27 protein-coding genes and 1 pseudogene are annotated in these 25,339 nt (G+C 65.0%); 3 read left to right on the forward strand and 25 right to left on the reverse strand.

Annotated features, from left to right (window positions below; translation table 11 throughout):
• Positions 1-63: 63 nt before the first annotated feature.
• The 3 genes from purF (at position 64) to GU927_RS01075 (ending at position 3,084) form a co-directional block, all read left to right on the forward strand.
• Positions 64-1,527, forward strand: a complete 1,464-nt coding sequence (gene purF, locus GU927_RS01065; RefSeq protein WP_161760353.1) for an amidophosphoribosyltransferase — start codon at positions 64-66, stop codon at positions 1,525-1,527.
• Between the two features lie 88 nt (positions 1,528-1,615).
• Positions 1,616-2,278 (forward strand): SDR family oxidoreductase, encoded by a 663-nt coding sequence (locus GU927_RS01070; RefSeq protein ID WP_161760355.1) that lies wholly within the window; start codon positions 1,616-1,618, stop codon positions 2,276-2,278.
• A 71-nt stretch (positions 2,279-2,349) separates the two neighbouring features.
• Positions 2,350-3,084, forward strand: coding sequence for an SDR family oxidoreductase (locus GU927_RS01075; protein ID WP_161760357.1), 735 nt, complete (start codon positions 2,350-2,352; stop codon positions 3,082-3,084).
• 36 nt (positions 3,085-3,120) lie between these two features.
• Here the strand turns inward: GU927_RS01075 and GU927_RS01080 are convergent, their stop codons facing one another.
• From GU927_RS01080 to GU927_RS01200, 25 genes and pseudogenes are all read right to left on the reverse strand, one after another.
• Positions 3,121-4,791: a ribonuclease J gene (locus tag GU927_RS01080; protein ID WP_161760359.1), complete on the reverse strand. Its 1,671-nt coding sequence runs from the start codon at positions 4,789-4,791 to the stop codon at positions 3,121-3,123.
• On the reverse strand, positions 4,788-5,567 hold the full coding sequence (locus GU927_RS01085) for a type III pantothenate kinase (protein ID WP_161760361.1): 780 nt from the start codon (positions 5,565-5,567) through the stop codon (positions 4,788-4,790). The genes GU927_RS01080 and GU927_RS01085 overlap by 4 nt, the downstream gene beginning before the upstream one ends.
• A 12-nt stretch (positions 5,568-5,579) precedes the next feature.
• Positions 5,580-6,338: a biotin--[acetyl-CoA-carboxylase] ligase gene (locus tag GU927_RS01090; RefSeq protein ID WP_161760363.1), complete on the reverse strand. Its 759-nt coding sequence runs from the start codon at positions 6,336-6,338 to the stop codon at positions 5,580-5,582.
• Positions 6,328-7,764 (reverse strand): NADH-quinone oxidoreductase subunit NuoN, encoded by a 1,437-nt coding sequence (nuoN, locus tag GU927_RS01095; RefSeq protein WP_161760364.1) that lies wholly within the window; start codon positions 7,762-7,764, stop codon positions 6,328-6,330. The genes GU927_RS01090 and nuoN overlap by 11 nt, the downstream gene beginning before the upstream one ends.
• Positions 7,765-7,777: 13 nt before the next feature.
• On the reverse strand, positions 7,778-9,316 hold the full coding sequence (locus GU927_RS01100; RefSeq protein ID WP_161760366.1) for an NADH-quinone oxidoreductase subunit M: 1,539 nt from the start codon (positions 9,314-9,316) through the stop codon (positions 7,778-7,780).
• Position 9,317: 1 nt separating this feature from the next.
• Entirely contained in the window at positions 9,318-11,477 is a 2,160-nt protein-coding gene (gene nuoL, locus GU927_RS01105) for an NADH-quinone oxidoreductase subunit L (RefSeq protein WP_161760368.1), read from the reverse strand.
• A 6-nt stretch (positions 11,478-11,483) separates the two neighbouring features.
• Complete coding sequence (gene nuoK / locus GU927_RS01110; RefSeq protein ID WP_023665161.1) at positions 11,484-11,789, reverse strand: NADH-quinone oxidoreductase subunit NuoK; 306 nt, start codon at positions 11,787-11,789, stop codon at positions 11,484-11,486.
• Positions 11,790-11,818: 29 nt separating this feature from the next.
• On the reverse strand, positions 11,819-12,322 hold the full coding sequence (locus GU927_RS01115) for a hypothetical protein (RefSeq protein ID WP_161760370.1): 504 nt from the start codon (positions 12,320-12,322) through the stop codon (positions 11,819-11,821).
• A 104-nt stretch (positions 12,323-12,426) separates the two neighbouring features.
• The gene (locus GU927_RS01120) at positions 12,427-13,041 is read right to left on the reverse strand and encodes an NADH-quinone oxidoreductase subunit J (RefSeq protein WP_161760372.1); all 615 of its coding nucleotides are present in this window, start codon (positions 13,039-13,041) and stop codon (positions 12,427-12,429) included.
• The gene (locus GU927_RS01125) at positions 13,038-13,448 is read right to left on the reverse strand and encodes a carboxymuconolactone decarboxylase family protein (RefSeq protein WP_161760374.1); all 411 of its coding nucleotides are present in this window, start codon (positions 13,446-13,448) and stop codon (positions 13,038-13,040) included. The genes GU927_RS01120 and GU927_RS01125 overlap by 4 nt, the downstream gene beginning before the upstream one ends.
• A 6-nt stretch (positions 13,449-13,454) precedes the next feature.
• Positions 13,455-13,949 carry an NADH-quinone oxidoreductase subunit NuoI gene (gene nuoI, locus GU927_RS01130; protein ID WP_161760376.1) on the reverse strand — a complete coding sequence of 165 codons (495 nt, stop codon included), beginning with the start codon at positions 13,947-13,949 and terminating at the stop codon, positions 13,455-13,457.
• Positions 13,950-13,951: 2 nt separating this feature from the next.
• Positions 13,952-14,989, reverse strand: coding sequence for an NADH-quinone oxidoreductase subunit NuoH (gene nuoH, locus GU927_RS01135; RefSeq protein ID WP_161760378.1), 1,038 nt, complete (start codon positions 14,987-14,989; stop codon positions 13,952-13,954).
• A 12-nt stretch (positions 14,990-15,001) separates the two neighbouring features.
• A complete protein-coding gene (locus GU927_RS01140; protein ID WP_161760380.1) occupies positions 15,002-15,415 on the reverse strand; it encodes a hypothetical protein in 414 nt (137 codons plus the stop codon).
• 4 nt (positions 15,416-15,419) lie between these two features.
• Positions 15,420-17,432 (reverse strand): NADH-quinone oxidoreductase subunit NuoG, encoded by a 2,013-nt coding sequence (gene nuoG / locus GU927_RS01145; protein ID WP_161760382.1) that lies wholly within the window; start codon positions 17,430-17,432, stop codon positions 15,420-15,422.
• 79 nt (positions 17,433-17,511) lie between these two features.
• Positions 17,512-17,913: a DUF5333 domain-containing protein gene (locus tag GU927_RS01150; RefSeq protein ID WP_161760383.1), complete on the reverse strand. Its 402-nt coding sequence runs from the start codon at positions 17,911-17,913 to the stop codon at positions 17,512-17,514.
• A 98-nt stretch (positions 17,914-18,011) separates the two neighbouring features.
• The gene (locus GU927_RS01155) at positions 18,012-18,257 is read right to left on the reverse strand and encodes a hypothetical protein (RefSeq protein WP_161760385.1); all 246 of its coding nucleotides are present in this window, start codon (positions 18,255-18,257) and stop codon (positions 18,012-18,014) included.
• A gap of 5 nt (positions 18,258-18,262) precedes the next feature.
• Complete coding sequence (gene nuoF, locus GU927_RS01160) at positions 18,263-19,558, reverse strand: NADH-quinone oxidoreductase subunit NuoF (protein ID WP_161760387.1); 1,296 nt, start codon at positions 19,556-19,558, stop codon at positions 18,263-18,265.
• A 10-nt stretch (positions 19,559-19,568) separates the two neighbouring features.
• Complete coding sequence (locus tag GU927_RS01165) at positions 19,569-19,793, reverse strand: DUF5337 domain-containing protein (RefSeq protein WP_161760389.1); 225 nt, start codon at positions 19,791-19,793, stop codon at positions 19,569-19,571.
• Positions 19,794-19,800: 7 nt separating this feature from the next.
• The gene (locus tag GU927_RS01170; protein WP_161760391.1) at positions 19,801-20,511 is read right to left on the reverse strand and encodes an NADH:quinone oxidoreductase; all 711 of its coding nucleotides are present in this window, start codon (positions 20,509-20,511) and stop codon (positions 19,801-19,803) included.
• A gap of 64 nt (positions 20,512-20,575) precedes the next feature.
• Positions 20,576-21,463: pseudogene (nuoE, locus tag GU927_RS01175) on the reverse strand (NADH-quinone oxidoreductase subunit NuoE); the annotation flags it as partial.
• Entirely contained in the window at positions 21,463-22,677 is a 1,215-nt protein-coding gene (locus tag GU927_RS01180) for an NADH-quinone oxidoreductase subunit D (protein WP_217765505.1), read from the reverse strand. The gene GU927_RS01180 and the pseudogene nuoE, both read right to left, overlap by 1 nt.
• Positions 22,677-23,564 (reverse strand): sulfotransferase, encoded by an 888-nt coding sequence (locus GU927_RS01185; protein WP_161760396.1) that lies wholly within the window; start codon positions 23,562-23,564, stop codon positions 22,677-22,679. The genes GU927_RS01180 and GU927_RS01185 overlap by 1 nt, the downstream gene beginning before the upstream one ends.
• A gap of 3 nt (positions 23,565-23,567) precedes the next feature.
• On the reverse strand, positions 23,568-24,167 hold the full coding sequence (locus GU927_RS01190; protein ID WP_161760397.1) for an NADH-quinone oxidoreductase subunit C: 600 nt from the start codon (positions 24,165-24,167) through the stop codon (positions 23,568-23,570).
• A gap of 11 nt (positions 24,168-24,178) precedes the next feature.
• The gene (locus GU927_RS01195) at positions 24,179-24,712 is read right to left on the reverse strand and encodes a NuoB/complex I 20 kDa subunit family protein (RefSeq protein ID WP_161760399.1); all 534 of its coding nucleotides are present in this window, start codon (positions 24,710-24,712) and stop codon (positions 24,179-24,181) included.
• Positions 24,703-25,068 carry an NADH-quinone oxidoreductase subunit A gene (locus GU927_RS01200; protein WP_161760401.1) on the reverse strand — a complete coding sequence of 122 codons (366 nt, stop codon included), beginning with the start codon at positions 25,066-25,068 and terminating at the stop codon, positions 24,703-24,705. Before GU927_RS01200 ends, GU927_RS01195 begins: the two co-directional genes overlap by 10 nt.
• Positions 25,069-25,339: the final 271 nt, after the last annotated feature.

Below are 25,339 nucleotides of genomic sequence, written 5' to 3' on the forward strand. Positions count from 1 at the left end.
CGTGACTTCGCCCGCGCAAAGCACTAGATGAAGCGCAGCCCTACCCTCGGATTCGGAGGCCCCATGCGCCCCTTCCTCTCGCACCCCTTCGACGATGACAAACTGAAGGAGGAATGCGGCGTGTTCGGCGTGATCGGCGTGGCCGACGCGGCGAATTTCGTGGCCCTCGGCCTGCACGCCCTGCAACATCGCGGGCAGGAGGCGGGCGGGATCGTCGTCTATGATCCCGACCACGGGTTCAACTCGGCCCGCCGCTTCGGCTATGTGCGCGACAACTTCACCAAGGCGGATGTGATGGACACCCTGCCGGGCGAGCTTGCCATCGGCCATGTCCGCTATTCCACCGCAGGCTCCAAGGGCGCGACCGCGATCCGCGACGTGCAGCCCTTCTTCGGCGAATTCTCCATGGGTGGTGCGGCCATCGCCCATAACGGCAACCTGACCAACGCCGCCGCCCTGCGCCGCGAGCTGATCGAGCGCGGGTCGATCTTCCAGTCCTCGTCCGACAGCGAATGCATCATCCACCTGATGGCGCGGTCGATCCAGAAAACGATCCCCGAACGCATCAAGGACGCGCTGCGCCGGGTCGAGGGCGCCTTCTCGGTCGTGGCCATGACGCGGACGAAGCTGATCGGTGTGCGCGACCCGCTGGGCGTGCGGCCTCTGGTTCTGGGCAAGGTGGGCGACCACGGCTATGCCCTGTCGTCGGAAACCTGCGGGCTGGACATCATCGGCGCGGAATTCCTGCGCGAGATCGAACCCGGCGAGATGGTGGTGATCGAAGGCGGCAAGGTGGAAAGCTTCCGCCCCTTCTCGCCCGCCAAATCGCGCTTCTGCATCTTTGAACATGTCTATTTCAGCCGCCCCGACAGCATCCTTGGCGGCCGGTCGGTCTATGAGACGCGGCGCCAGATCGGCGTGGAACTGGCGCGCGAGGCGCCGGTTGAGGCGGATCTCGTCTGCCCCGTCCCCGACAGCGGCACCCCTGCCGCCATCGGCTATGCCGCCGAATCCGGTATCCCCTTCGGTCTGGGCATCACGCGCAACCAGTATATGGGGCGCACCTTCATCGAACCGACCGAGCAGATCCGCAACATGGGCGTGCGGCTGAAGCTGAACGTCAACCGCGCCCTGATCAAGGGCAAGCGGGTGATCCTTGTCGACGACTCGGTCGTGCGCGGGACCACCAGCCGCAAGATCAAGGACATGATCCTCGATGCCGGCGCGGCAGAGGTCCATTTCCGCATCGCCTCGCCCCCGACCGCCTGGCCCTGTTTCTATGGCGTCGATACGCCGGAGCGGTCCAAGCTTCTGGCCGCAACCATGTCCGAGGACGAGATGCGCGACTGGATCGGGGTGGACAGCCTGAAATTCATCTCTCTGGACGGTCTTTACCGCGCCGCGGGCGAGGCGGGCGGGCGCGACGACGCCAATCCGCGCTATTGCGACGCCTGCTTCAGCGGGGACTATCCCGTCGCCCCCTCGGACAAGATCGAGGAAGGCTTCCAGATGAAGGCGGCAGAGTAACCGCCGCCCATTTTCCGTTCCCAAATATCCCACGGGGGTCCGGGGGTGTGAAACCCCCGCACCTGCCGGATCAGGAAAGACCGAACCCATGTCCCAGAAGATCGCACTCGTGACCGGAGCCTCGCGCGGGCTTGGCGCGGCCATGGCCGAACAGCTGGCCCTGCGCGGGTGGCATGTGGTGGCCGTGGCACGCACCGTGGGCGGGCTGGAGGAACTGGATGACCGCGTGAAGGCGGCGGGGCTGCCCGGTGCGGGGGGGCTGACGCTGGCACCGATGGATGTGACCAATGACGATGCGATGCGACATCTGTGCCGGTCGGTGCATGACCGCTGGGGGCATCTTGACCTGTGGGTTCATGCGGCCATCCATGCCGCGCCGCTGGCGCCGATGGGGTCGCTGGATGCCAAGGATTGGGAAAAGTCCATCGCGACCAACACGCGGGCGACGGGGATGCTGATCCCGATGGTGGAGCCGCTGCTGCGCGCCGCCCCGGCGGGGATGGCGATGTTCCTTGACGATCCGAAGGCGGGCGAGAAGTTCTATGGCGCCTATGGCGCGACCAAGGCGGCGCAGATCGCGCTGGCGCGGTCCTGGGCGGCCGAGGGGGCAAAGCACGGGCCCCGCGTGGTGATCGGCACGCCCGCGCCGATGCCGACCGCCGTGCGCGCGCGGTTCCACCCCGGCGAGGACCGTTCGAAACTGGCCGATGTGCGGGCCGAGGCGGCGCGTCTGCTGGACCTGGTGAACTAACATGTCAGTTTGCGCTTGCCCCTGACGGGCGCTTCCGCTTGACTGCGGGGTGTCGCGACAGGGAGTTTGCCATGCGCCTTTCCGGAAAGACCGCCTTTTGCACCGCCTCGGGCGCGGGGATCGGGCTTGCCACCGTGCGGGCCTTCAAGGCCGAAGGGGCGCGGGTCATCGCCACCGACATCAACATGAACGCGGTGGAGGCGCTGCGCGCCGAGGGGATCGAGGCGCATCGTCTGGACGTTACCGACGGCGCGGCGGTCAAGGCGATGGCGGCAGAGGTGGGGGCGGTGGATGTGCTGTTCAACTGCGCGGGTTTCGTCCATGCGGGCACCATCCTTGACTGCGAGGAAAAGGATTTCGACTTTTCGGTCGAGTTGAACGTCAAGGCGCTCTATCGCGTGACGCGGGCCTTTTTGCCTGCAATGCTGGAGAATGGCGGCGGGTCGATCGTCAACATCGCCTCGGTCGCGTCCAGCATCATCGCGGCGCCCAACCGCTTCGTCTATGGCGCGACGAAGGCGGCGGTGATCGGGATCACGAAATCGGTGGCGGCGGATTACGTGACAAAGGGCATCCGCTGCAACGCGATCTGCCCCGCCACGGTGGAAAGCCCGTCGCTGGAACAGCGGATGCGCGCGCAAGGCGATTACGAGGCGGCGCGCGCGGCCTTCATCGCGCGCCAACCCATGGGGCGGATCGGCCAGCCGGAGGAAATCGCGGCACTGGCGGTCTATCTGGCCAGCGACGAAAGCGCCTTCATGTCGGGTCAGGCCATCAGCATTGATGGCGGCTGGACGAATGTCTGAGGCGCAAGATGGGCCATGTTGCCCATCCTGCCCGCATCATTCGGCCATCAGGCGGCTGACCACGACGGTGACTTCGGGCTTCTTGCCGATCTCCTCCATCGCGACCTGCCGCACGATGCGGCGCAGCGCCTCGTCCAGCTTGTCGTCGTCGCGCAGGATCTTGCGCCCTGCCCCGTCGATGAAGTCGTTAAGTTCGCCCTCCATCGTTTCCGCCAGCGGACCGGAGCGGCCCTTTTCGGACAGGCCCATGATTTCCACCCAGGCGTCGCCCAGCGTTTCGTTGTCGTCGTCGAGGATGACGGTGACCATCACATGCCCGTTCAGCGCCATGCGGATCCGGTCGCGGATCACGCCGTCCAGCGCGCCGACGATCGAGGTGCCGTCAAGGTAGAGCCGGCCCGTTTCCACATGTTCCACCGTGACCGGCGCCTCGCCCGTCAGGTCGACCATCATGCCGTTGGTGACGATGGCGGTGGCAATGCCCGCCTCGGCCCCAATGCGGGCATGTTCGCGCAGGTGGCGGTGTTCGCCGTGCATCGGGATCAGCATGTCGGGCAGCAGCAGGCGGTGGACATGTTCCAGATCGGGGCGGTTGGCATGGCCCGAGACGTGGTATTTGCCGCCGCCGTCATCCATCACGTCGACGCCGCGTTCCGACAGGTTGTTGACGATGCGCAGCACCTCGCGCTCGTTGCCGGGGATGGTTTTCGAGGAGAAGAGGAAGAGGTCGCCCTGCTTCAGCTCCATCCCCAGATATTTCCCGCGCGAGAGCTGGGCACTGGCCGCGCGGCGTTCGCCCTGCGATCCGGTGACGATGAGCATGAGGTTGCCGCGCGGGATGTCGGCGGCATCTTCGGGGCTGACGGTGCGGGGAAAGCCGGTCAGGACGCCGGACTGTTCCGCCGCCGTCACCATCCGCTTCATCGCACGGCCCATCAGGCAGACCGAACGGTCGGCGGCGCGGGCGGCTTCGGCCAGCGTCTTCAGGCGGGCGACGTTCGAGGCGAAGGTGGTTGCCACCACCATCCCGCCATGGCCCGCGATCAGTTCACGGATCGGTTCGCGGATGGAGCTTTCAGACCGGCCGGCATGGAGGCTGAAGACATTGGTCGAGTCGCACATGAGCGCCTTCACGGGGCGTTCGGCAGCGATTTCGGTGAATCGGGCATCATCCCATGCCTCGCCCACGACGGGGTTGTGGTCCAGCTTGAAATCGCCGGAATGGACGATCCGCCCTGCCGGCGTGTCGATCAGCAGCGCGGCGCTTTCGGGGATGGAGTGGCTGACGGGGACGAACTGCACCTTGAAGGGGCCGACCTCGACCGTCTCGGGGCGCGGGGCGACGATGTTGATCGCCTCGACCGGAAGGCCCTGCTCTTCGAATTTCAGGCGGCCGATGGTGGCGGTGAAGCGGCGGGCATAGACCGGCTTTTGCAGGCGCGGCCAGAGATGGCCGAGCGCGCCGATATGATCCTCATGCGCGTGGGTGATGAAGATGGCGTCCAGACGGTCGAGGTTGTCTTCCAGCCATGCCATGTCGGGCAGGATCAGATCGACGCCGGGGGTGGTGTCCATGTCCGGAAAGGTCACGCCCATATCGACAAGGATCAGGCGTTCCTTCCCCGCCGGACCATAGCCGTAGACATAGGCGTTCATGCCGATCTCCCCGGCACCGCCGAGAGGAAGATAGATCAGCCGGTTCGTCATGCGTTTTCCAGTTCCTTGTTGTGCCGGTCGATGAGCATCAGACCATGCATGGTCAGGTCATCCTCGACGCTGTCAAATAGTGCGGTATCCTGCGCGAACAGGGAGGCGAGGCCGCCTGTCGCAATTACTTTCATGGGACGGTCGCGTTCCTTGCGGACTTCGCGCACGATGCCTTCGACCAGCCCGATATATCCCCAGTACACGCCGGACTGCATGCAGGCCACCGTATTCGTCCCGATGGCGCGGGCGGGGCGGCTGATATCGACATGCGGCAGGGCGGCGGCGGCCATGTGCAGCGCCTCGAGCGACAGGTTCACGCCGGGGGCGATGACGCCGCCGATATAGGCGCCGTCCGTATCGACCACGTCGAAGGTGGTGGCGGTGCCGAAATCCACGACGATCAGGTCGCCGCCATGGCGGTCATGCGCGCCCACTGTGTTGACCAGACGGTCGGGACCGACAGTCGTGCCCTGATCCACGCGGGGGGCGACGGGCAGGCGGCATTCCGGTTTGCCCACGACCAGCGGGCGGCAGTCGAAATAGCGGTTGCACAGGACGCGCAGGTTGAACACGACGCGCGGCACGGTGGAGGAGATGATGGCATCGGTGATCTTCGCCTCGGTCCGTGTCAGCATCATGAGAGAGGACAGCCAGACATGGTATTCATCCGCCGTCCGCTTGTGATCGGTGGCGATGCGCCATGTGGCGATGAACCTTTCGCCGTTCCAGATGGAAAAGACCGTGTTGGTATTGCCGCAATCGATGGCCAGCAGCATGGCGCGCCCCCGTCAGAAGAACACCTCCGCCGCCGGAATGGCGACGGGGCCTTGGCTTTGGCGCAGGATGAGTGCGCCCGTCTCGTCTATGGTCTGGAATACGCCCTCGCGCGTTTCGGTGCCGGTGCGGGCGCGGATGGTTTCGCCAAGGCGGGCGGCATGGGCAAGCCATGCCTCGCGCAGGGGGGCGAAGCCTTGGGTGGTGAAGGCCGTCTCCCACCGCGCATAGGCGGGGGCGAGGGCGTCGAGAAACGCCTCGGGCGTGACGCGCAGGCCGGTTTCCGACAGGAGCGTGACGGGGGGCACGGCGCCTTGTTCCACCTGCGCGGGGTCGGGGGCGGCGATCAGGTTGACGCCGATCCCGATGGCAAGGTGTTGCACCCCCTGCCCTGCCCCGCTGCTTTCCAGCAGAATCCCCGCGACCTTGCCGCCGTTCAGCAGCACGTCATTGGGCCATTTGAGCCTGAACGCCTCGGGCAGGCCCGTCAGCGCGACGAAGGCATCGCGCAGGGCGAGTGCTGCCGCGAAGGAGCGGAGCGCCACGGTCGCGGCGGGTTCGGTCGGGTGCAGAAGAAGCGTGCCGTGGAAATTCCCGCGCGGGCTGGCCCAGGCGCGGGCGCGGCGGCCGCGGCCTGCCGTCTGTTCGCCTGCCACAATCCAGCAAGGCCCCGCGTGATGCGGGGCCAGCCGGAACGCCTCGGCATTGGTGCTGTCGACCGTGTCGAGGAGGTGGCGACCCACCCCCTGCGGCCATTTGGCCTTACCTGACAAGGGCTTCCGCCGCGATGGCGGCTGCGGGCTGGATGCCGAAGAGGTTGACGATGCCCGCCACCATGATCACCGCGACCGCAACCAGCATCGCCCATTGGGCGGGGGCCATGCGCGACTCCACGCCTTCGGTTTCCTTGCCGAAATACATGAAGAACACGATGCGCAGGTAGTAGAAGGCACCGATGACAGAGGCCACGGCACCGGCCAGCGCAAGCCATATCATATCCGCATCGACCGCCGCCTTCAGCACGTAGAACTTGCCGAAGAAGCCGACCATGGGCGGCACGCCTGCAAGGCTGAACATCAGGACCAGCATGGCCAGCGCCTTGAGCGGTTCCTTCTTGGCGAACATGTTCAGGCTGTCGATGGTGGTGACGGGGCGGCCGTCCTTTTCCATCGACAGGATGAAGGCGAAGGTGCCGACATTCATGGTAACGTAGATCGCCATGTAGACGAGCATGGCCGTCACCCCTTCGGCCGTGCCGGAGGCGAGGCCGACCAGCGCATAGCCCATATGGGCGATGGAGGAATAGGCCATCAGGCGCTTGATGTCCTTCTGCCCGATCGCCGCGACGGCGCCGAGGAACATGGAGATCACGGCCAGAGCGGCAAGGACCTGCGTCCAGTCGCCGGGGATCGCGCCGAAGGCATCCCAGGACAGGCGGGCCAGCAGGGCCATGGCGGCGACCTTGGGCGCGGTGGCGAAGAAGGCCGTCACCGGAGTGGGCGAGCCTTCATAGACATCGGGCGTCCACATGTGGAAGGGCGCGGCCGAGACCTTGAAGGCCAGACCCGCCAGCATGAACACCAGACCGAAGAGCAGCCCCAGCGGCGCGCCATGGTCCAGCGTCGACAGGATGCCGGAGAAGAGCGTGGTGCCCGCATAGCCATAGGTCAGCGACGCGCCGTAAAGCAGGATGCCCGAGGAGAGCGCGCCGAGGACGAAGTATTTGAGGCCGGCTTCGGTGGATTTAACGCTATCGCGGCGCAGGGCGGCGACGACGTAGAGCGCCAGAGACTGCAGCTCGAGCCCAAGGTAGAGCGCCATCAGGTCGCCCGCCGAGACCATCATCATCATGCCGACGACCGAAAGCGCCAACAGGATCGGATATTCGAAACGCAGCAGGTCGCGGCGGATCATGTAATCCTGCGACATGATCAGCACGGCGGCGGCCGAGATCAGGATGGTGACCTTGGCAAAGCGCGCGAAGGGATCGTCGATGAACATACCACCGAAGGCGGCACGTTCCCCTTCACCGCCCGCGCCGATCCAGAGCGCGAGGGCAAGGAAGAGGCCGGCAGTCGCCCAGCTGATCAGAGGCGCGACCTTGTCCTTGGAGGTGTAGACACCGAACATCAGCGCGGCCATGGCATAGACGGCCAGCACGACCTCGGGCAGGACGGTGGAGAAATCTTGCGGGGTCATCCGATACGTCCCTTCAGTTCGTGGCAAGCTGCGTGCCGTCCACGACGGGCAGCGCAGCCTGATAGTCGGTGATCAGCGCCGACACGCTGGGACCGATGACGTCGGTCACGAGCGAGGGGTAGACGCCGAGAAGCAGGGTCATGGCGACGAGCGGGGCGAAGATCGCCTTCTCGCGGCCCGTCATGTCGGTGATGGACTTCAGCGCCTCTTTCACCAGATCGCCCATGACGACGCGGCGATAAAGCCAGAGGGCGTAGGCCGCCGACAGGATCACGCCCGTGGTGGCCACGGCGGCGACCCAGGTGTTGACCTGGAAGATGCCCATGAGCGTGAGGAATTCGCCCACGAAGCCCGAGGTGCCCGGAAGGCCCACATTGGCCATGGTGAAGAACATGAAGATCATCGCATAGGCGGGCATCCGGTTCACGAGACCGCCATAGGCGTCGATCTCGCGCGTGTGCATCCGGTCATAGATCACACCCACGCAGAGGAAGAGCGCGCCGGAGATGAAGCCGTGCGAGAGCATCTGGAAGATGGCCCCGTCGATGCCCTGCTGGTTGGCGGTGAAGATGCCCATGGTGACGTAGCCCATGTGGGCGACGGAGGAATAGGCGATCAGCTTCTTCATGTCCGACTGCGCCAGCGCGACCAGCGAGGTATAGACGATGGCGATGGCCGACATCCAGAACACCAAAGGCGCGAGCAGGTCGGATGCCACCGGGAACATCGGCAGCGAGAAGCGCAGAAAGCCATAGCCCCCCATCTTCAGCAGGATTGCGGCCAGCACGACCGACCCTGCGGTCGGCGCCTGAACGTGGGCATCGGGCAGCCATGTATGCACCGGCCACATCGGCATCTTCACCGCAAACGAGGCGAAGAAGGCCAGCCACAGCAGCGTCTGCATCCCGCCCACGATATGGACGCCCAGCACCTGCATATCCGCGGACCCGAAATTGTGGGCCAGAAGCGACGGTATGTCGGTGGTGCCCGCATCCATATACATCGCGATCATCGCGACCAGCATCAGGACGGACCCGAGGAAGGTGTAGAGGAAGAACTTGAAGGCCGCGTAGATGCGTTCCTTGCCGCCCCAGATGCCGATGATCAGGAACATCGGGATCAGACCGGCTTCGAAGAACAGATAGAACAGCACCATGTCCAGCGCGCAGAACACGCCGAGCATCAGCGTTTCCAGCATCAGGAAGGCGATCATGTATTCCTTCACGCGATGCTCCACCTCCCAGCAGGCGGCGATGGTGATCGGCATGAGGAAGGTCGTCAGCATCACGAAGAGGACCGAGATACCGTCGACGCCCATCTTGTATTTCAGGCCGAGGATCCAGTCATATTCCTCGACAAACTGGAAGCCGGTATTGGCCGGATCGAAGCCCACGAGCACGAAGAGCGACACGAGGAAGGTCGCCGTGGTGGCCAGAAGGGCCAGCCATTTCGCATTCCGCCGCGCCGCCGCGTCGTCCCCGCGCAGGAAGAGCGCGAGGATGGCTGCGGCCACCGCCGGAATGAAGGTGATGATGGAGAGGAGGTTTTCCATATCAGTGCGCGCCCCCCGAGAGCGTCATCCACGTGATCAGGGCGGCGATGCCCAGAACCATGGCAAAGGCATAGTGGAACAGATAGCCGGACTGCGCGCGTGACGCGAGCCGCGTGAAGAAGGGGATGATCCCCATGGCAACGCCGTTGATCGACCCGTCGATCACCGCGCCGTCGCCCTTCTTCCACAGGAACCCGCCCAGCCACTTTGCGGGCCGGACGAAGATCCAGTCGTAAAGCTCGTCGAAGTACCACTTGTTCAGCAGGAACAGGTAGAGCGGGCGCTGCTGTTCGGCGAGCTTGCCGGGCAGGTCCGGACGGCGGATGTAGAACTGGAAGGCCAGCAGGAAGCCAAGGACCATCGCCACGAAGGGCGAGACCTTGACCCATTTCGGCACCAGATGCGCCTCGTGCAGGACGTGGTTCTCGGGGCCGATGAAGATGGCGCCCTGACCGGGGACCGGCTGCGGGAAGGCATGGCCTTCGGCTGCGGCATGTTCGCCTTCGGTCGCGGTGGCATGGTCTTCGCCTTCGGTGGCGGTGGTGGCGGCGTGGTCGCCCTCGCCTTCGGTTGCGGCATGTTCCGCGACCGGCAGGCCGAACCACGAGCGGACCTTGCCCTCATCCCCGAAGAAGCTGTTGTACCAGATCATCCCCGAGAACACCGCGCCAAGCGCGAGGACGCCGAGCGGGATCAGCATGACGGTCGGGCTTTCATGCGGTTCGTGGTGGCCGTGGCCGTGGTCGTCATGGCCGTGGCCATGCGCGTCGTGGCCGTGGTGGCCGTGACCATGCGCGCGGCTGGTGCCGTAGAAGGTCAGGAACATCAGACGCCACGAGTAGAACGAGGTCATCCCCGCCGCCACGACCAGCAGCCAGAAGGCATAGTGGTTGCCGACATAGGCGCTCTCGATCACGGCGTCCTTCGACAGGAAGCCTGCGAAACCGTAATGCGTCAGCGGGATGCCGACCCCGGTGATGGCCAGCGTGCCGATCATCATGGCCCAGAAGGTCAGCGGGATCTTCTTCCGCAGGCCGCCATAGTTGCGCATGTCCTGTTCGTGATGCGTGGCATGGATGACCGAGCCTGCGCCAAGGAACAGCATCGCCTTGAAGAAGGCGTGCGTGAACAGGTGGAACATGGCCACCGAATAGACGCCCACGCCCGCCGCCACGAACATGTAGCCGAGCTGCGAGCAGGTCGAATAGGCGATCACGCGCTTGATGTCGTTCTGCACGAGGCCGACGGTGGCCGCGAAGAAGGCGGTGGTCGCCCCCAGCACGGTGATGAAGAAGGTGGCCGAGGGCGCGAATTCGTAAAGCGGCGACATGCGGCAGACGAGGAAGACGCCCGCCGTCACCATGGTTGCCGCGTGGATCAGGGCCGACACCGGCGTCGGGCCTTCCATCGCGTCGGGCAGCCAGGTGTGCAGCAGAAGCTGTGCCGATTTCCCCATCGCCCCGATGAAGAGCAGCACCCCGATCAGGTTGGCCGCGTTCCATTCCCCCCAGAGGAAGGTCAGGTTCGTCTGCGCCAGTTCCGGCACGGCGGCGAAGACGTCGTCGAAGCGGATGCTGTCCGTCAGGAAGAAAAGCGCGAAGATGCCAAGGGCAAAGCCGAAGTCACCCACGCGGTTGACGACGAAAGCCTTGATCGCGGCGGCGTTGGCCGAGGGCTTCTTGTAGTAGAAGCCGATCAGCAAGTACGAGGCGACCCCCACCCCTTCCCAGCCGAAGAACATCTGCACGAGGTTGTCGGACGTCACCAGCATCAGCATGGAGAAGGTGAAGAACGAGAGATAGGCGAAGAAACGCGCCCGATAGGGTTCGTCATCGCGCCAGTTGTCGTCATGCGCCATGTAGCCGAAGGAATAGAGGTGCACGAGGGCGGAGACCGAGTTCACCACGACCAGCATGATCGCCGTCAGGCGGTCGATGCGGATGGCCCATTCCGAACCGAGGCTGCCGCTCTCGATCCAGCGCAGGAGCACGACCTTGTAGGTCTCGCCGTCGAATTGCAGGAAGATGACCCAGGACAGGATGGCCGCAAGGAAGACAAGCGCGGTGGTGATCACCTGCCCCGTCCTTTCGCCAAGGAAACGCCAGCCGAAGCCGCAGATCAGCGCGCCGACAAGGGGCGCAAGGAGGATGATCGTTGCCATGGCGGCTTAACCCTTCATCACGTTGACGTCTTCCACGTCGATCGTCCCGCGGTTGCGGAAGAAGACGACGAGGATGGCAAGGCCGATGGCGGCCTCGGCGGCGGCGACGGTCAGGACGAACATGGTGAAGACCTGTCCGACGAGATCGCCCAGATGCGAGGAGAAGGCGACGAGGTTGATGTTCACGGACAGGAGCATCAACTCGATCGACATCAGGATAACGATGACATTCTTCCGGTTCAGGAAGATGCCGAAGATCCCGATGACGAAAAGCGCCGCGGCGACCGTCAGGTAATGTTCAAGTCCAACCATCTCTCGTTCCCTCAGGGCGTTTTGCCCGTTCAGTTCGTTTGGGCCGCCCCTGCGGCCAGTTTCGTGCATTGCTCGGCCCCGCCCGCGCTGCGGCTGACGGGGACGCCGGCCGCGCGCAGGGCGGACTCCGTGGCGGTCAGGTCGGCAAGACCCACCTTGAGCCGGAGCCGCGCCTGTTCGACTGCGGCGGTATTGTCGTAATCGGGGCCGCGGCGGGCCTGATCGGCGCTGGCGCGGGTGACGCCTGCGCGCAGCACGGTCTGCGTCGGGCAGTCGATGATGTCGAGGCGGGTTTCGGTATAGCTGTCGCGCCTGGGCCCGCGGCAGATTTCCGTTTCGGACTTTGTCACGAAGCGCCGCGCCGGATCGCCAAGAACGGCGACGGTGCCATCCGCCTCGCATTTGGTGGCAAGGCCCATGTCGACGGCCTGTTCATCCGACACGCAGGCCGACAGGGCGAAGGCCGCGCCAAGGAGAGCCGCCGCGGCGATGCCGCGCGGGGTTCCCTTTGTCTGCGTCCACTGTCCAACCATCTTCGGTTCCCTCGGGCCTTTGGCCCTTTTTGTCGTTCTGCCGGGCGTTGCCGCCCGACCCGTAGGGCGGGGTTCACCCCGCCTTGGACGGGTTCACCCCGCTGTCAGAGCCCCTGCCCCGGCTTCACATCCTTGAGTTCCATCGCCTTGGCCGGATCGCGCCACATCTGGGCCAGCACGTTCTGCCGCTTCACATCCTTGCGGTGGCGCAGCGTCAGGAGGATCGCGCCGATCATCGCGACCAGCAGCACCAGACCGGACGCCTGGAACAGGTAGATGTACTTGTCATAGATCAGCAGCCCCAGCGCCTTGGTGTTTTCCACCTGTGCGGCGTCGGGCGCCACGGCCTGCCGCAGGCCAAGCGCGCCTTCGGCCTGCACCCATGCGCCCACACCCAGCGTGATCTGCATCAGCAGGACGACCCCGATCAGCAGGCCGAGCGGCATGTATTTCGCCATCTCGCCCTTCAGCTCGGCAAAGTCGATGTCCAGCATCATGACGACGAAGAGGAAGAGAACCGCCACCGCGCCGACATAGACGATGATCAGAAGCATCGCGACGAATTCCGCCCCCAGAAGCACGAAGAGCCCCGCCGAGGACAGGAAGGCGAGGATCAGCCAGAGCACCGAATGCACGGGGTTCCGGCTGACCGTCACCAGCAGGCCCGCCGTCACCGTGACGATGGCGAAGGCATAGAAGGCGTAATCTGCAACGCTCATGCGTCTTTCTCCTCAACTTCCGCGAAGACGGACTGGGCGATTTCCAGCGCCTTCTGCATGGCGGGCAGGCCGCCGAACATGCTCATCTGCCAGATCACCTCGGCGATCTCGCGTTGGGTGGCGCCGGCCTCGAGGGCGTGGCGCACGGTCAGTTTCAGTTGCGGTTCGGCCTGCGCGCCAAGCACGGTCAGCGCGGCGATGGTGACCAGAAGCCGCGTCTTGGCATCCAGACCCTCGCGGTTGAAGGTCTTGCCGAACCACATTTCCATCATGTCTTTCGACATGGTGGGGAAGAACTGCTCGAACCCCTTCACCTGCATGTTTTCAAGCGCAGGGTTGAAGGCGCGGACCATCTCCTGCCCGCTTTCCATCATCTGCTGGAACATCTTGGTGAAGGCGTCATTCATCTGCGGTCACCGGTAGGGCGCGTCGAGTTCGAGATTGCGGGCAATCTCGGCCTCCCAGCGCGCGCCGTTCTCGAGGAGTTTTTCCTTGTTGTAGAAAAGCTCTTCGCGGGTTTCGGTCGAGAATTCGAAGTTCGGACCTTCGACGATGGCATCGACGGGGCAGGCTTCCTGGCAGAAGCCGCAATAGATGCATTTCGTCATGTCGATGTCATAGCGCGTGGTGCGGCGGCTGCCGTCCTCGCGCGGTTCGGCGTCGATGGTGATGGCCTGCGCGGGGCAGACGGCCTCGCACAGCTTGCAGGCGATGCAGCGTTCCTCGCCATTCGGATAGCGGCGCAGCGCGTGTTCGCCGCGGAAGCGGGGGGACAGCGGGCCCTTCTCGTGCGGGTAGTTCACCGTCGCCTTGGGGGCGAAGAAATACTTCATGCCAAGGGCGAAGCCCTTGATGAAGTCCTGCAGCAGGAAGTAGCGCGTGGCGCGGGTCCAGTCGATGTTTGCCATTTTCAGCCTCCGATCGTCCAGCGGGCCCAGAAGCCGCCGAGCACTTCGAATTTCGCAAGGAAGGCCACGATCACCACCCATGCGAGCGAGAGGGGAAGAAAGACCTTCCAGCCGATCCGCATGAGCTGGTCATAGCGGTAGCGGGGAACGATGGCCTTCACCATCGCGAAGAGGAAGAAGAAGAAGGCCATCTTGGCGATCATCCACCACCAGCCGTCGGGCAGGCCCGGGATGGGCGAGAGCCAGCCGCCGAAGAACAGGATGCTCATCAGCGCGCACATCAGGTAGATGGCGATGTATTCGCCCGCCATGAACAAGAGGAACGGGGTGGAGGAATATTCCACCATGAACCCCGCGACGAGTTCGGATTCCGCCTCGGGCAGGTCGAAGGGCGGGCGGTTGGTTTCGGCCAGAGCCGAGATGAAGAACAGCGCCACCATCGGCAGGTGCGGCAGCCAGTACCAGTTCAGCAGGCCGAGGTTGCCATCCTGCGCCTCGACGATCGCGGAAAGGTTCATGGAACCGGTCGAGATGATGATGCCGATGATGATCAGGCCCAGCGACACCTCGTAAGAGATCATCTGCGCGGCAGAGCGCAGCGAGCCGAGGAAGGGGTATTTGGAGTTCGACGCCCAGCCGCCCATGATCACGCCGTAGACTTCCAGCGAGGACATGGCGAAGACGAAGAGGATGGCCACGTTGATGTTGGCCAGCACCCAGCCGTTGTCGAAGGGGATCACCGCCCATGCCATGAGCGCGAGAACGAAGGAGAGCATCGGCGCAAGGAAGAAGACCGGACGGTCCGCACCTGCGGGGATCACGATTTCCTTGAAGACGTATTTCGCGGCATCGGCCACGGTCTGCAGCAGGCCCCACGGCCCCACCACGTTCGGCCCGCGCCGCATCTGCACCGCCGCCCAGATCTTCCGGTCGCCATAGACGAGGAAGAGCATGGAAAGCATCACGAAGCCGACAAGCAGCAGCGTCTGCGCCGCCACCAGAACCGCCGTCCCCATCCCCGTTGCGAAGAATTCCGTCATGATGCCTTTCCCTCAGACCGTCGGAATCCCGAGAGAGCCGCAATCGCGCACCGTCACTTCGGCGTCGATCGTTTTCAGCCCCATCGGAAGGGCGGCAGAGATGACATAGACCGCATCCCCGCGCCAGATTTCACCCGTTTGCGCCACGGTCGTGCGCACATGGCGCGCAAAACCGAAGCCGCGGATCAGGGCGTATTGGGCCGCAGCACAGCGTCCATACGCCTCGACATCCGCATTGTCCCGCGCGCCTTGCATGGCGACGCGGAAATTCACAAGATCGCCGTCCAGAAGGATCGTCTCGATCCCCTGATAGGACGGGTTGAAGCTGCCCATGCCGGACACTTCGGGCGCCGACGCAGGCGCGCAGGCGGACAGGATCGCTGCCGCGACCCCTGCCCCTGCGATGATGCCCGCGTTGCGTGCCATCAGATCACTCCGCCGCCATCGCCACGCGGGCGCGTTCGGCCGCCATCGCCGACAGCTCGCCCATCAGGGCCGAGGCGCGGGCGACGGGGTTGGTCAGGTAGAAGTCGCGCAGCGCCGTGCGGAAATCGGCCTTGGCCGGTTCGCGCAGGTCGAGCGGTTGCCACGCGTTCACGGCCACCTCGTCCACGCGGCCCAGATGCGGATGCGCGGCCACCAGCGCGCGGCGCAGCGCCGCCAGGCTGTCCCACGGCAGGGTCGCGCCGAGTTCGCCCGAGAGCGCGCGCAGGATCGCCCAGTTCTCCTTCGCCTCGCCCGGGGCGAAACCGGCGCGCAGCGCCAGTTGCGGACGGCCTTCGGTGTTGACGAAAAGGCCGTTCTCTTCGGTCCAGGCGGCACCCGGCAGGATCACGTCGGCACGCATCGCGCCGCGGTCGCCATGGCTGCCCTGATAGATCACGAAGGGACCGGCGGCGATTTCCACCTCGTCCGCGCCGAGGTTGTAGATCACCTCTGCCCCTTCGGTCGCCGCTGCCAGCCCGCCTTCGGTCACGGCGCCCACATCCAGCGCGCCCACGCGGGAGGCCGCCGTATGCAGGACCAGAAGCTTCGCCCCTGTGGCCGCGCAAAGCGCCATGGCCTGCGACAGCACGGCCTCGCCATCGGCTTCGTTGATCGCGCCCTGACCGACGATCACCAGACCGGCCTTGTCGGACGGTTTCGCCGCCTTGACCGCCGCCACCAGCGCGGCGCGGTCGGTGCCGGCATGGGTGACGGCATAGGTCAGGTCCGCGGCGGGGCCGATCAGCGTGACCTGCGCGCCCAGCGTCCATGCCTTGCGGATGCGGGCGTTCAGGACCGGTGCCTCGAGGCGCGGATTGGTGCCGATCAGGGTGATGTGGCGGGCGGTGTCGATATCCTCGATCCGCGCGGTGCCGACATAGGCCGAACGGTTGCCTGCCGGAAGCCGCGCGCCATCGGTACGGGATTCGACCTTGCCGCCCATGCCTTCGACCAGTTGCTTCAGCGACCAGATCGCCTCGACCGGGGCCAGATCGCCCACGATGCCCGCGACCTTCCTGCCCTTCATCGCCGAGGCGGCGGCGACCAGCGCCTCGCCCCATGTCGCCTTACGCAGTTTGCCGTTTTCGCGGATATAGGGCGTGTCCAGACGCTGGCGGCGCAGGCCGTCCCAGACGAAGCGGGTTTTGTCGGAAATCCATTCCTCGTTCACGCCGTCATGGTTGCGCGGCAGGATGCGCATGACTTCGCGGCCTTTGGTATCGACGCGGATGTTCGACCCCAGCGCGTCCATCACGTCGATGGTTTCGGTCTTGGTCAGTTCCCACGGGCGGGCGGTGAAGGCGTAAGGCTTCGAGGTCAGCGCGCCGACGGGGCAGAGGTCGATGATGTTGCCCTGAAGGTTACTGTCCAGCGTCATGTTGAGGTAGGAGGTGATCTCGCTATCCTCGCCGCGCCCAGTCTGGCCCATCTGGGTGATGCCCGCCACTTCGGTCGTGAAGCGGACGCAGCGCGTGCAGGAGATGCAGCGCGTCATCTTGGTGGCGACCAGCGGGCCGAGGTTCAGGTCGTCGGAGGCACGCTTGGGTTCGCGGTAGCGCGAGAAATCCACGCCGTAAGCCATTGCCTGATCCTGCAGGTCGCATTCGCCGCCCTGATCGCAGATCGGGCAGTCGAGCGGGTGGTTGATCAGCAGGAATTCCATCACCCCTTCGCGCGCCTTCTTCACCATGGGCGACTTGGTCTTGACGACCGGCGCCTCGCCATTCGGGCCGGGGCGCAGGTCGCGGACCTGCATCGCGCAGGAGGCGGCGGGTTTCGGCGGGCCGCCCACGACCTCGACCAGACACATCCGGCAGTTGCCGGCGATGGACAGCCGCTCATGGTAGCAGAAGCGGGGGATCTCGATCCCGGCCACCTCGGCGGCCTGGATGATGGTCATCGCGCCATCCACCTCGACCTCGACGCCGTCGATGTTGATCTTCTTCAGGTTCGTCATCTGCCTACTCCGCAGCCATTCCTGTGCGGGATGCCGTGGGCATCCTGCGGTCTTGTTCCGGTGTCCCAGCCCTGCCCGGTCATTCGGTGGACCTCAGCAGATAGCCGATAAGGGACTGTTTCGCGATTTCCTCGGCACCGATGCGGCAATAGGCGTCGGTCTTGCCGGGTTCGGCCCCTTTGGCCTTGAGCCATTCGGCCGCCTCTGCCTTGCCGCGCGCCTTTTCGGTGTCATCCGTCACGAAGGCGCGGATTTCCGAGACGCTGTAGCCTTTGTCCTGCGCATAGGCGCGGAGCTTGTTCAACTCGCCCAGTGCCCGCAGCTTGCGCGGTTCCATCGTGGGGCAGTTGTCGGCAATGGCATCGCCGATGAAGCCCTGCAGCAGGATGTGGTTGATATGCGGCTCCTTGTTGATCGGCATGTCGGCGGCATGCGCCGGGGCGGCGATCATCAGGGCGGCGATCAGGGAAAGGGTCTTCATGGCGGCCTCCTTGGCAGTTCCTGCCAAGGATGTGGGGACGATCCGGCGTGATATGCCATCACAAGCGCGGGTAGAGGCGGCGGTCATCGCATAGCGGGTCATGCACAGCCCTCCGCAAAGACCCATGCGCCGCCCTGATAGCGGTCATAGATCGAGGGGCGCAGGGATTGCCCGCGGGCGGCACAATCCGCCTCGGCCTGTTTGCGGGCGGCGGCACCTTCCCAGTTGGCGTATTGCGTGCCCGCGCGCGTCACGGTCAAGGGCGCAGCCGCGACCGCCGCGCCGTCCGGCGCGGAGCGCACGCAGCCTGTGGCCGCGAGGCAAAGGGTCAGGGCTGCCGCCATCCGTCTCACTCCGCCGCGACCGCCGAGAGGCGGCCCGTCTTTTTCGCCTTGATGCGATCCTCGATCTCGTCGCGGAAGGCGCGCACCAGCCCCTGGATCGGCCATGCCGCCGCATCGCCAAGGGCGCAGATCGTGTGGCCTTCGACCTGTTTGGTCACGGAAAGCAGCATGTCGATTTCCTCGACTTCCGCCTCGCCGCGCACCAGACGGTCCATCACGCGCATCATCCAGCCCGTGCCTTCGCGGCAGGGGGTGCACTGGCCGCAGCTTTCATGCTTGTAGAACTTGGACAGCCGCCAGATCGCCTTGATGACGTCGGTGGACTGGTCCATCACGATCACCGCCGCCGTGCCAAGGCCGGACCGCTGTTCGCGCAGCCAGTCGAAATCCATGATGGCGTCGTCGCATTGCGCCTGCGTGAGCAGCGGCACCGACGACCCGCCGGGGATCACGGCCTTGAGGTTCTTCCACCCGCCGCGCACGCCGCCGCAGTGACGGTCGAGCAGCTCCTTGAGCGGGATCGACATCGCCTCTTCGACGACGCAGGGGTTGTTGACGTGGCCCGAGATGCCGAACAGCTTGGTCCCCGCATTGTTCGGGCGGCCAAAGCCTGCGAACCATTCGGGGCCACGGCGCAGGATGGTGGGGACCACCGCGATGGATTCCACGTTGTTCACCGTGGTCGGGCAGCCGTAGAGGCCCGAACCGGCGGGGAACGGCGGCTTCATCCGGGGCATGCCCTTCTTGCCTTCGAGGGATTCCAGCAGCGCCGTTTCCTCGCCGCAGATATAGGCCCCTGCCCCGTGATGCAGGTAAAGGTCGAAGTCCCAGCCCGACTTCGCGGCGTTCTTGCCCAGAAGCCCTGCGTCATAGCATTCGTCGATGGCGGCCTGCAGCGCCTCGCGTTCGCGGATGTATTCACCGCGGATGTAGATGTAGCAGGCATTCGCCCCCATCGCGAAGGAGGCGATCAGGCAGCCTTCGATCAGGGTGTGGGGATCATGGCGCATGATCTCCCGGTCCTTGCAGGTGCCAGGTTCGGATTCGTCGGCATTGACCACCAGATAGGAGGGGCGGCCGTCCGACTGCTTGGGCATGAAGGACCATTTCAGGCCCGTCGGGAAGCCCGCGCCGCCGCGGCCGCGCAGACCCGAGGCCTTGACCTGTTCGATGATCGTGTCCCGACCGCGCGCGATGATCGCGGCAGTGCCGTCCCAATGGCCACGCTTCTTCGCCCCCGCAAGGGTGCGGTCATGCATCCCGTAGAGGTTCGTGAAGATGCGGTCCTGATCCTTGAGCATGTCTTGCCCCTCAATTGCCCCGGCGCTTGCGCCAGATTCCGTATGTCACGACCAGCGCCCAGAAGAACGCGGCCATCGCGGCGAGGTCGAAGAGGAAGACGAAACGGGTTTCCCAGCCCATCTTCCCCCCGAGGTATTGCGCCCCCATCCACAGGATCATCGTGCCGGCGATGACGAAGGCCACGAGCCTTGCCTGCCGCGCGAGCGAGAGATCCTCTGGCGTGGGTTTGCGCATCCCCGCCTCAGTAGTCGTTCGTCTTGGCGCGGCGGAGGAATTCTTCGATCCCCACCTCGCCGATCAGTTTCGCCTGCGCCACCCACTTGTCGCGGGTCACGCGGCCCTTGAACCCCTTGAGGTTCCCGTCCATCCATTCCACCTCGGCCGCGCCCCATTGGGCGATCTGGTCGATGTGGAAAATCCCGTTCTCGTTCAGCACCTTCTCCAGCGCGGGGCCGATGCCTTCGATCACCTTCAGGTCGTCCGCCACACCCTTGCGCGCGGACTTGAGCGCCTTGGGCTTTGTGCCGCCGACGGGGGCCGGGGCAATGTCTGTCGCCGCCTTGGGTTTGGGCGCGGCCTTGGGCTTGGCAGGCGGCGCGGCCACCGCGGCAGCGGCCTCTGCGGCGGCGGGTTTGGAGGCGGGTTCCGCCACCAGCGTGGCCGGAGCCGCAGAGGTCATCACGGCGGGGGCCGCGACCGCTTCGGCCATGGGCTGGCCGTGCGGGGGGGCGTCATGCGATGCGGCCTCGGGCTTGGGGATCCGGTCGGCAGCGCCCCATGGCATCCCCAGCACAAGACCTGCTGCCACCGTCACCACCACGCCGAAAAAGGCCGCAGGGGTGTAATCGAATTCGCCCACCACCTTTGCCACCGCAAAGGCGATGATCCCTGCGCCGATGGCGATCAGCCATCCCGACAGCGAAGGAGCATTCAAGTTCTCGACCCGTTTCATGCGCGTTTCCTCATAACGGGGGCGTCAGTCGCGCCCCATCCTCACCAAGCCGTCATTCCGTATCCTTCTTCGCGCGCGGCGCGCGCGGCTTCTTCACCGGAGCCTCGGACTCGGCCTTGGCTTCGGATGTCTTCGTGGTCTTTCTCACCGCCTTCACGGCGGCATCGGTGGCGGCCACGGCCACAGCGGCGGCGGCCGCCGTCACGGCGACCTTGGCGGCGGTCTTGGCCGCCGATTTCGCCGGTTTGCCCAGCCATGGCGTCAGGATCGGCACCTCGGTCCCGTCGATGCGCTTGACCGTGTCACCGATATCCACGGCCAGTTGCGCGCTGGCATTGTACTGCTTCTTGCCGGATTCGAAGTCCTTGAGGCTGGTCAGACCCGACAGCGGTTCGGCGGCATAACGGCCGTTCTGCGGGCCGGGGACCGGAACCTCGCCCTTGGAAAACCGCGCGATCAGGTCACGCAGTTTGGCAGGCGTCAGGTCTTCGTAATAGTCCTTGCCGATCTGGGCCATGGGCGCATTGGCGCAGGCGCCCATGCATTCCACCTCTTCCCACGAGAATTTGCCGTCCTTGGACAGCGTGTGCGGCGCGGGCGCGATCAGTTCCTTGCAGACGGCGATCAGCTCTTCCGCCCCGCAGATCATGCAGGAGGTGGTGCCGCAGATCTGGACATGCGCGACCGAGCCGACGGGGGCAAGCTGGAACATGAAATAGAACGTCGCCACTTCCAGCGCGCGGATATAGGCCATGCCCAGCATGTCGGCCACGTATTCGATCGCCGGACGGGTCAGCCACCCCTCCTGCTCTTGCGCGCGCCACAGAAGCGGGATGATCGCCGAGGCCTGACGGCCTTCGGGATATTTGGAAATCTGGCCTTTCGCCCATTCCAGATTGGCGGGCGTGAAGGCGAAGGAAGCCGGTTGAACGGGATGCAGGCGGCGGAGCATTAGCGGTCGATCTCCCCGAACACGACGTCCATCGTGCCGATGATGGCGGACACGTCGGCAAGTTGATGACCCTTGCAGATGTAGTCCATGGATTGCAGGTGCAGGTAACCCGGCGCGCGGATCTTGGCGCGGTAGGGTTTGTTGGTGCCGTCGGCGAAAAGGTAGACGCCGAATTCGCCCTTGGGCGCCTCGACCGCGGCATAGACCTCGCCCGCGGGGACGTGGAAGCCTTCGGTATAGAGCTTGAAGTGGTGGATGAGCGCCTCCATCGAGGTCTTCATCTCGCCGCGCTTGGGCGGGGTGATCTTGCCGCGCGCCAGAACGTCGGTCTTGCCCGCCGGTTCGCGCAGTTTCGCGATGGCCTGCCGGATGATGGACGTCGACTCGCGCATTTCCGCCATGCGGCAGAGGTAGCGGTCATAGCAGTCGCCGTTCTTGCCGACGGGGATCTTGAAGTCGAATTCGTCGTAGCATTCGTAGGGCTGGCTGCGGCGCAGGTCCCATGCAAGGCCCGAGCCCCGCACCATCACGCCGGAATAGCCCCATTTCAGGATGTCATCTTCCGACACGATGCCGATATCGGCATTGCGCTGTTTGAAGATGCGGTTTTCGGTCAGCAGCGTGTCGATGTCGTCCAGCACGCGCGGGAACTTGTCGGCCCATGCCTCGATATCGTCCAGCAGGGCGGGCGTCAGGTCCTGATGCACGCCGCCGGGGCGGAAATAGGCCGCGTGCAGGCGCGCGCCGGATGCGCGTTCGTAGAACACCATCAGCTGTTCGCGTTCCTCGAACCCCCAGAGCGGGGGCGTCAGCGCGCCCACGTCCATCGCCTGTGTGGTGACGTTCAGAAGGTGGTTCAGGACGCGACCGATCTCGGAGAAGAGCACGCGGATCAGCTGCGCGCGGCGCGGTACCTTCGTTCCGGTGAGCCGCTCGATCGCCAGACACCAGGCATGTTCCTGGTTCATCGGCGCGACATAGTCGAGCCGGTCGAAATAGGGCAGGTTCTGCAGGTAGGTCCGGCTTTCCATCAGCTTTTCGGTCCCGCGGTGCAGCAGGCCGATATGCGGGTCGCAGCGTTCCACGATCTCGCCGTCCAGCTCCAGCACCAGACGCAGCACACCGTGGGCCGCGGGGTGCTGCGGCCCGAAGTTGATGTTGAAGTTGCGGATCTTCTGTTCGCCCGTCAGAGCGTCGTCGAAGCTGCCATCCATCATCCGTGAACCTCGGTCATGTTCCTGCGCCAGCTGTCCGGAAGATCGGGAACAAGGCGGGCGACAAAGTCGTATTGCGGGCGCAAGGCCCGTTGCGCGCGGGCGCGCAGATCGTCGGGCAGGGCAAGCGGCGTGCCTTCATGCACCCGCTTGTCGAAATTGCCGTCCATGTCGGACAGGCCAAGAAAGCCGTGCAGTCGCGCCAGTCCGGGCGCCGTCATCATCTCATCCTGCAAAAGCAGCAGGAGACGGTCGGGCGCGATTGCCGCACGAAGCCGTCCGATGGCACCGATGTAATCCTCGCGGTCGGGCAGGCCCCGCAGGATCGCGTCCAGCATCGCCTCCATCGCGGCCACTGCGCGCGAGGGAAACTCGGCCATGTCCGCCGCGCGGCGCGAGGCCAGCATCCGCGCCTGCGACCAGAGCCGCGACACCGGATCGCGCAGCAGATAGAGAAACCGCGTCGCGGCCCCGAGTCCCGCCATCTGGCGCAGACGCGCCTCGGGCAGAAGCGCGTAGGACGGCGTGATATCGGCCACCAGCCGCCGGTCGCCGCGGCCATGGTCCAGATAGGCCAGATAGGCCGCGATGCCGGCATCGCCCTCGCCCGCCTCGATCACGGCCTTCCACGCCAGCGCGTCGCGCAGCTGCCGCCCCACCAGCGGGCGGGTGTCGCCATCGGCGATGGCATCCTTCAGCGCAAGGATGCGCGCGCGCAGGCGGCGGCGGTAATAGGGCTGTGTGCGGCGTTCCAGCATGTCGAAGTAGTGCAGTTCCTTGATCGTCCGCAGATGACAGTCCGGATGCTGCGACAGGTGACGGTAAAGCCAGGATGTCCCGGCCTTCGTCGCCCCCACGCAGAACAGGAGTGTCGGTGCGTCCGTCACTGATCAGGCCTTCTTCTCGTCGCCGGGAAGGATGTATTCGGCACCTTCCCACGGGGACATGAAATCGAACTGGCGGTATTCCTGCACCAGTTTCACGGGTTCGTAGACGACGCGCTTCTGCGCCTCGTCATAGCGGACCTCGGTATAGCCGGTGGTGGGGAAATCCTTGCGGAGCGGAAAGCCGCGGAAGCCGTAATCGGTCAGGATGCGGCGCAGGTCCGGATGGCCCGAGAAGAGGATGCCGAACATGTCGAACACCTCGCGCTCGAACCAGTTGGCGCTGGGATGGATGGCGACCAGCGATGGTACCATCTCGTCCTCGCCCACGGCGATCTTCAGCCGGATGCGGTGGTTCTGGTACATCGACAGGAAGTGGTAGACCACGTCGAAGCGTTCGGCCCGTTCGGGGTGGTCGACCGCCGTGATGTCCACCAGCGAGGAGAAGCGGCAGGCGCTGTCCGTGCGGAGGAATTCGACAAGGGATTCAAGCTGCGCGGGGGCGACCTCCAGCGTCAGTTCGCCAAAGGCGACCGACGCCGACAGCACCGCTTCGGGTTGCTTGATCTGGATATGTGCCGCCAGTTCGTGCAGGGCTTCGGACATGCCGTTCTTCCTCAGCGGGTGATGGTGCCGGTGCGGCGGATTTTCCGCTGCAACTGCAGGATGCCGTAAAGCAGCGCCTCGGCCGTGGGCGGGCAGCCGGGAACGTAGATGTCCACCGGAACCACGCGGTCACAGCCGCGCACGACCGAATAGGAATAGTGGTAGTAGCCGCCACCATTGGCGCAGGAGCCCATGGAGATCACGTAGCGCGGCTCGGGCATCTGGTCATAGACCTTGCGCAGCGCGGGGGCCATCTTGTTGGTCAGGGTGCCGGCCACGATCATAAGGTCCGACTGCCGCGGCGAGGCGCGCGGCGCGGTGCCGAAGCGTTCGAGGTCATAGCGCGGCATCGAGGTGTGCATCATCTCGACCGCGCAGCAGGCCAGACCGAAGGTCATCCAGTGCAGCGACCCGATGCGCGCCCAGTTGATGATGTCCTCGGTCGAGGTCAGCAGGAAGCCCTTGTCCTGAAGCTCGCGGTTCAGGGCCTGCACGGCGACCTCGTGATCGCCGCCCGCATGGTTCAGGGATGTGCTCACTCCCATTCCAGGGCTCCTTTCTTCCATTCATAGGCAAAGCCGATGGTCAGGATGGCAAGGAAGACCATCATCGACCAGAAGCCCGTCATCGAGATGTCGCCGAATGCCACGGCCCAGGGGAAAAGGAAGGCCACTTCGAGGTCGAAGATGATGAAGAGGATCGACACGAGGTAGAACCGCACGTCGAATTTCATCCGCGCATCGTCAAAGGCGTTGAAGCCGCATTCATAGGCCGAGACCTTTTCGGGGTCCGGATTGCGTACCGCCAGCACCGCCGCCGCAAGCATCAGCACAAGGCCGAGGCCCACCGCGATGGCCAGAAGAATGAGTATGGGAAGATACTCTCGGAGAATTGGGTCCACGAGGCGCTCCTTCGGCTGGCGACATGCGAGCTGCGGACACTGTCGGACCGCTTGATCTCATCGCGCCCCGTTTACTCCGCCCCCCGGTATTGGTCAACCGAAGGCGGGGCGAAAAGCGCCCCCTGCGACAAGGGATTCTGCTCTTTGTATGCAACAGCACACCGCTTTGTCCGCAGCAGCGCGGCAAGGCGCTTCCCCGGTCGCCGCCCCGGTCGCCGCATTGAGTCGCAAAGCAAATCAGTCGGATATCGCCGAGCGCGGGCGACGGCTC

Origin of the sequence: Paragemmobacter amnigenus, from assembly GCF_009908265.2 — a bacterium.
Taxonomy (GTDB): domain Bacteria; phylum Pseudomonadota; class Alphaproteobacteria; order Rhodobacterales; family Rhodobacteraceae; genus Paragemmobacter; species Paragemmobacter amnigenus.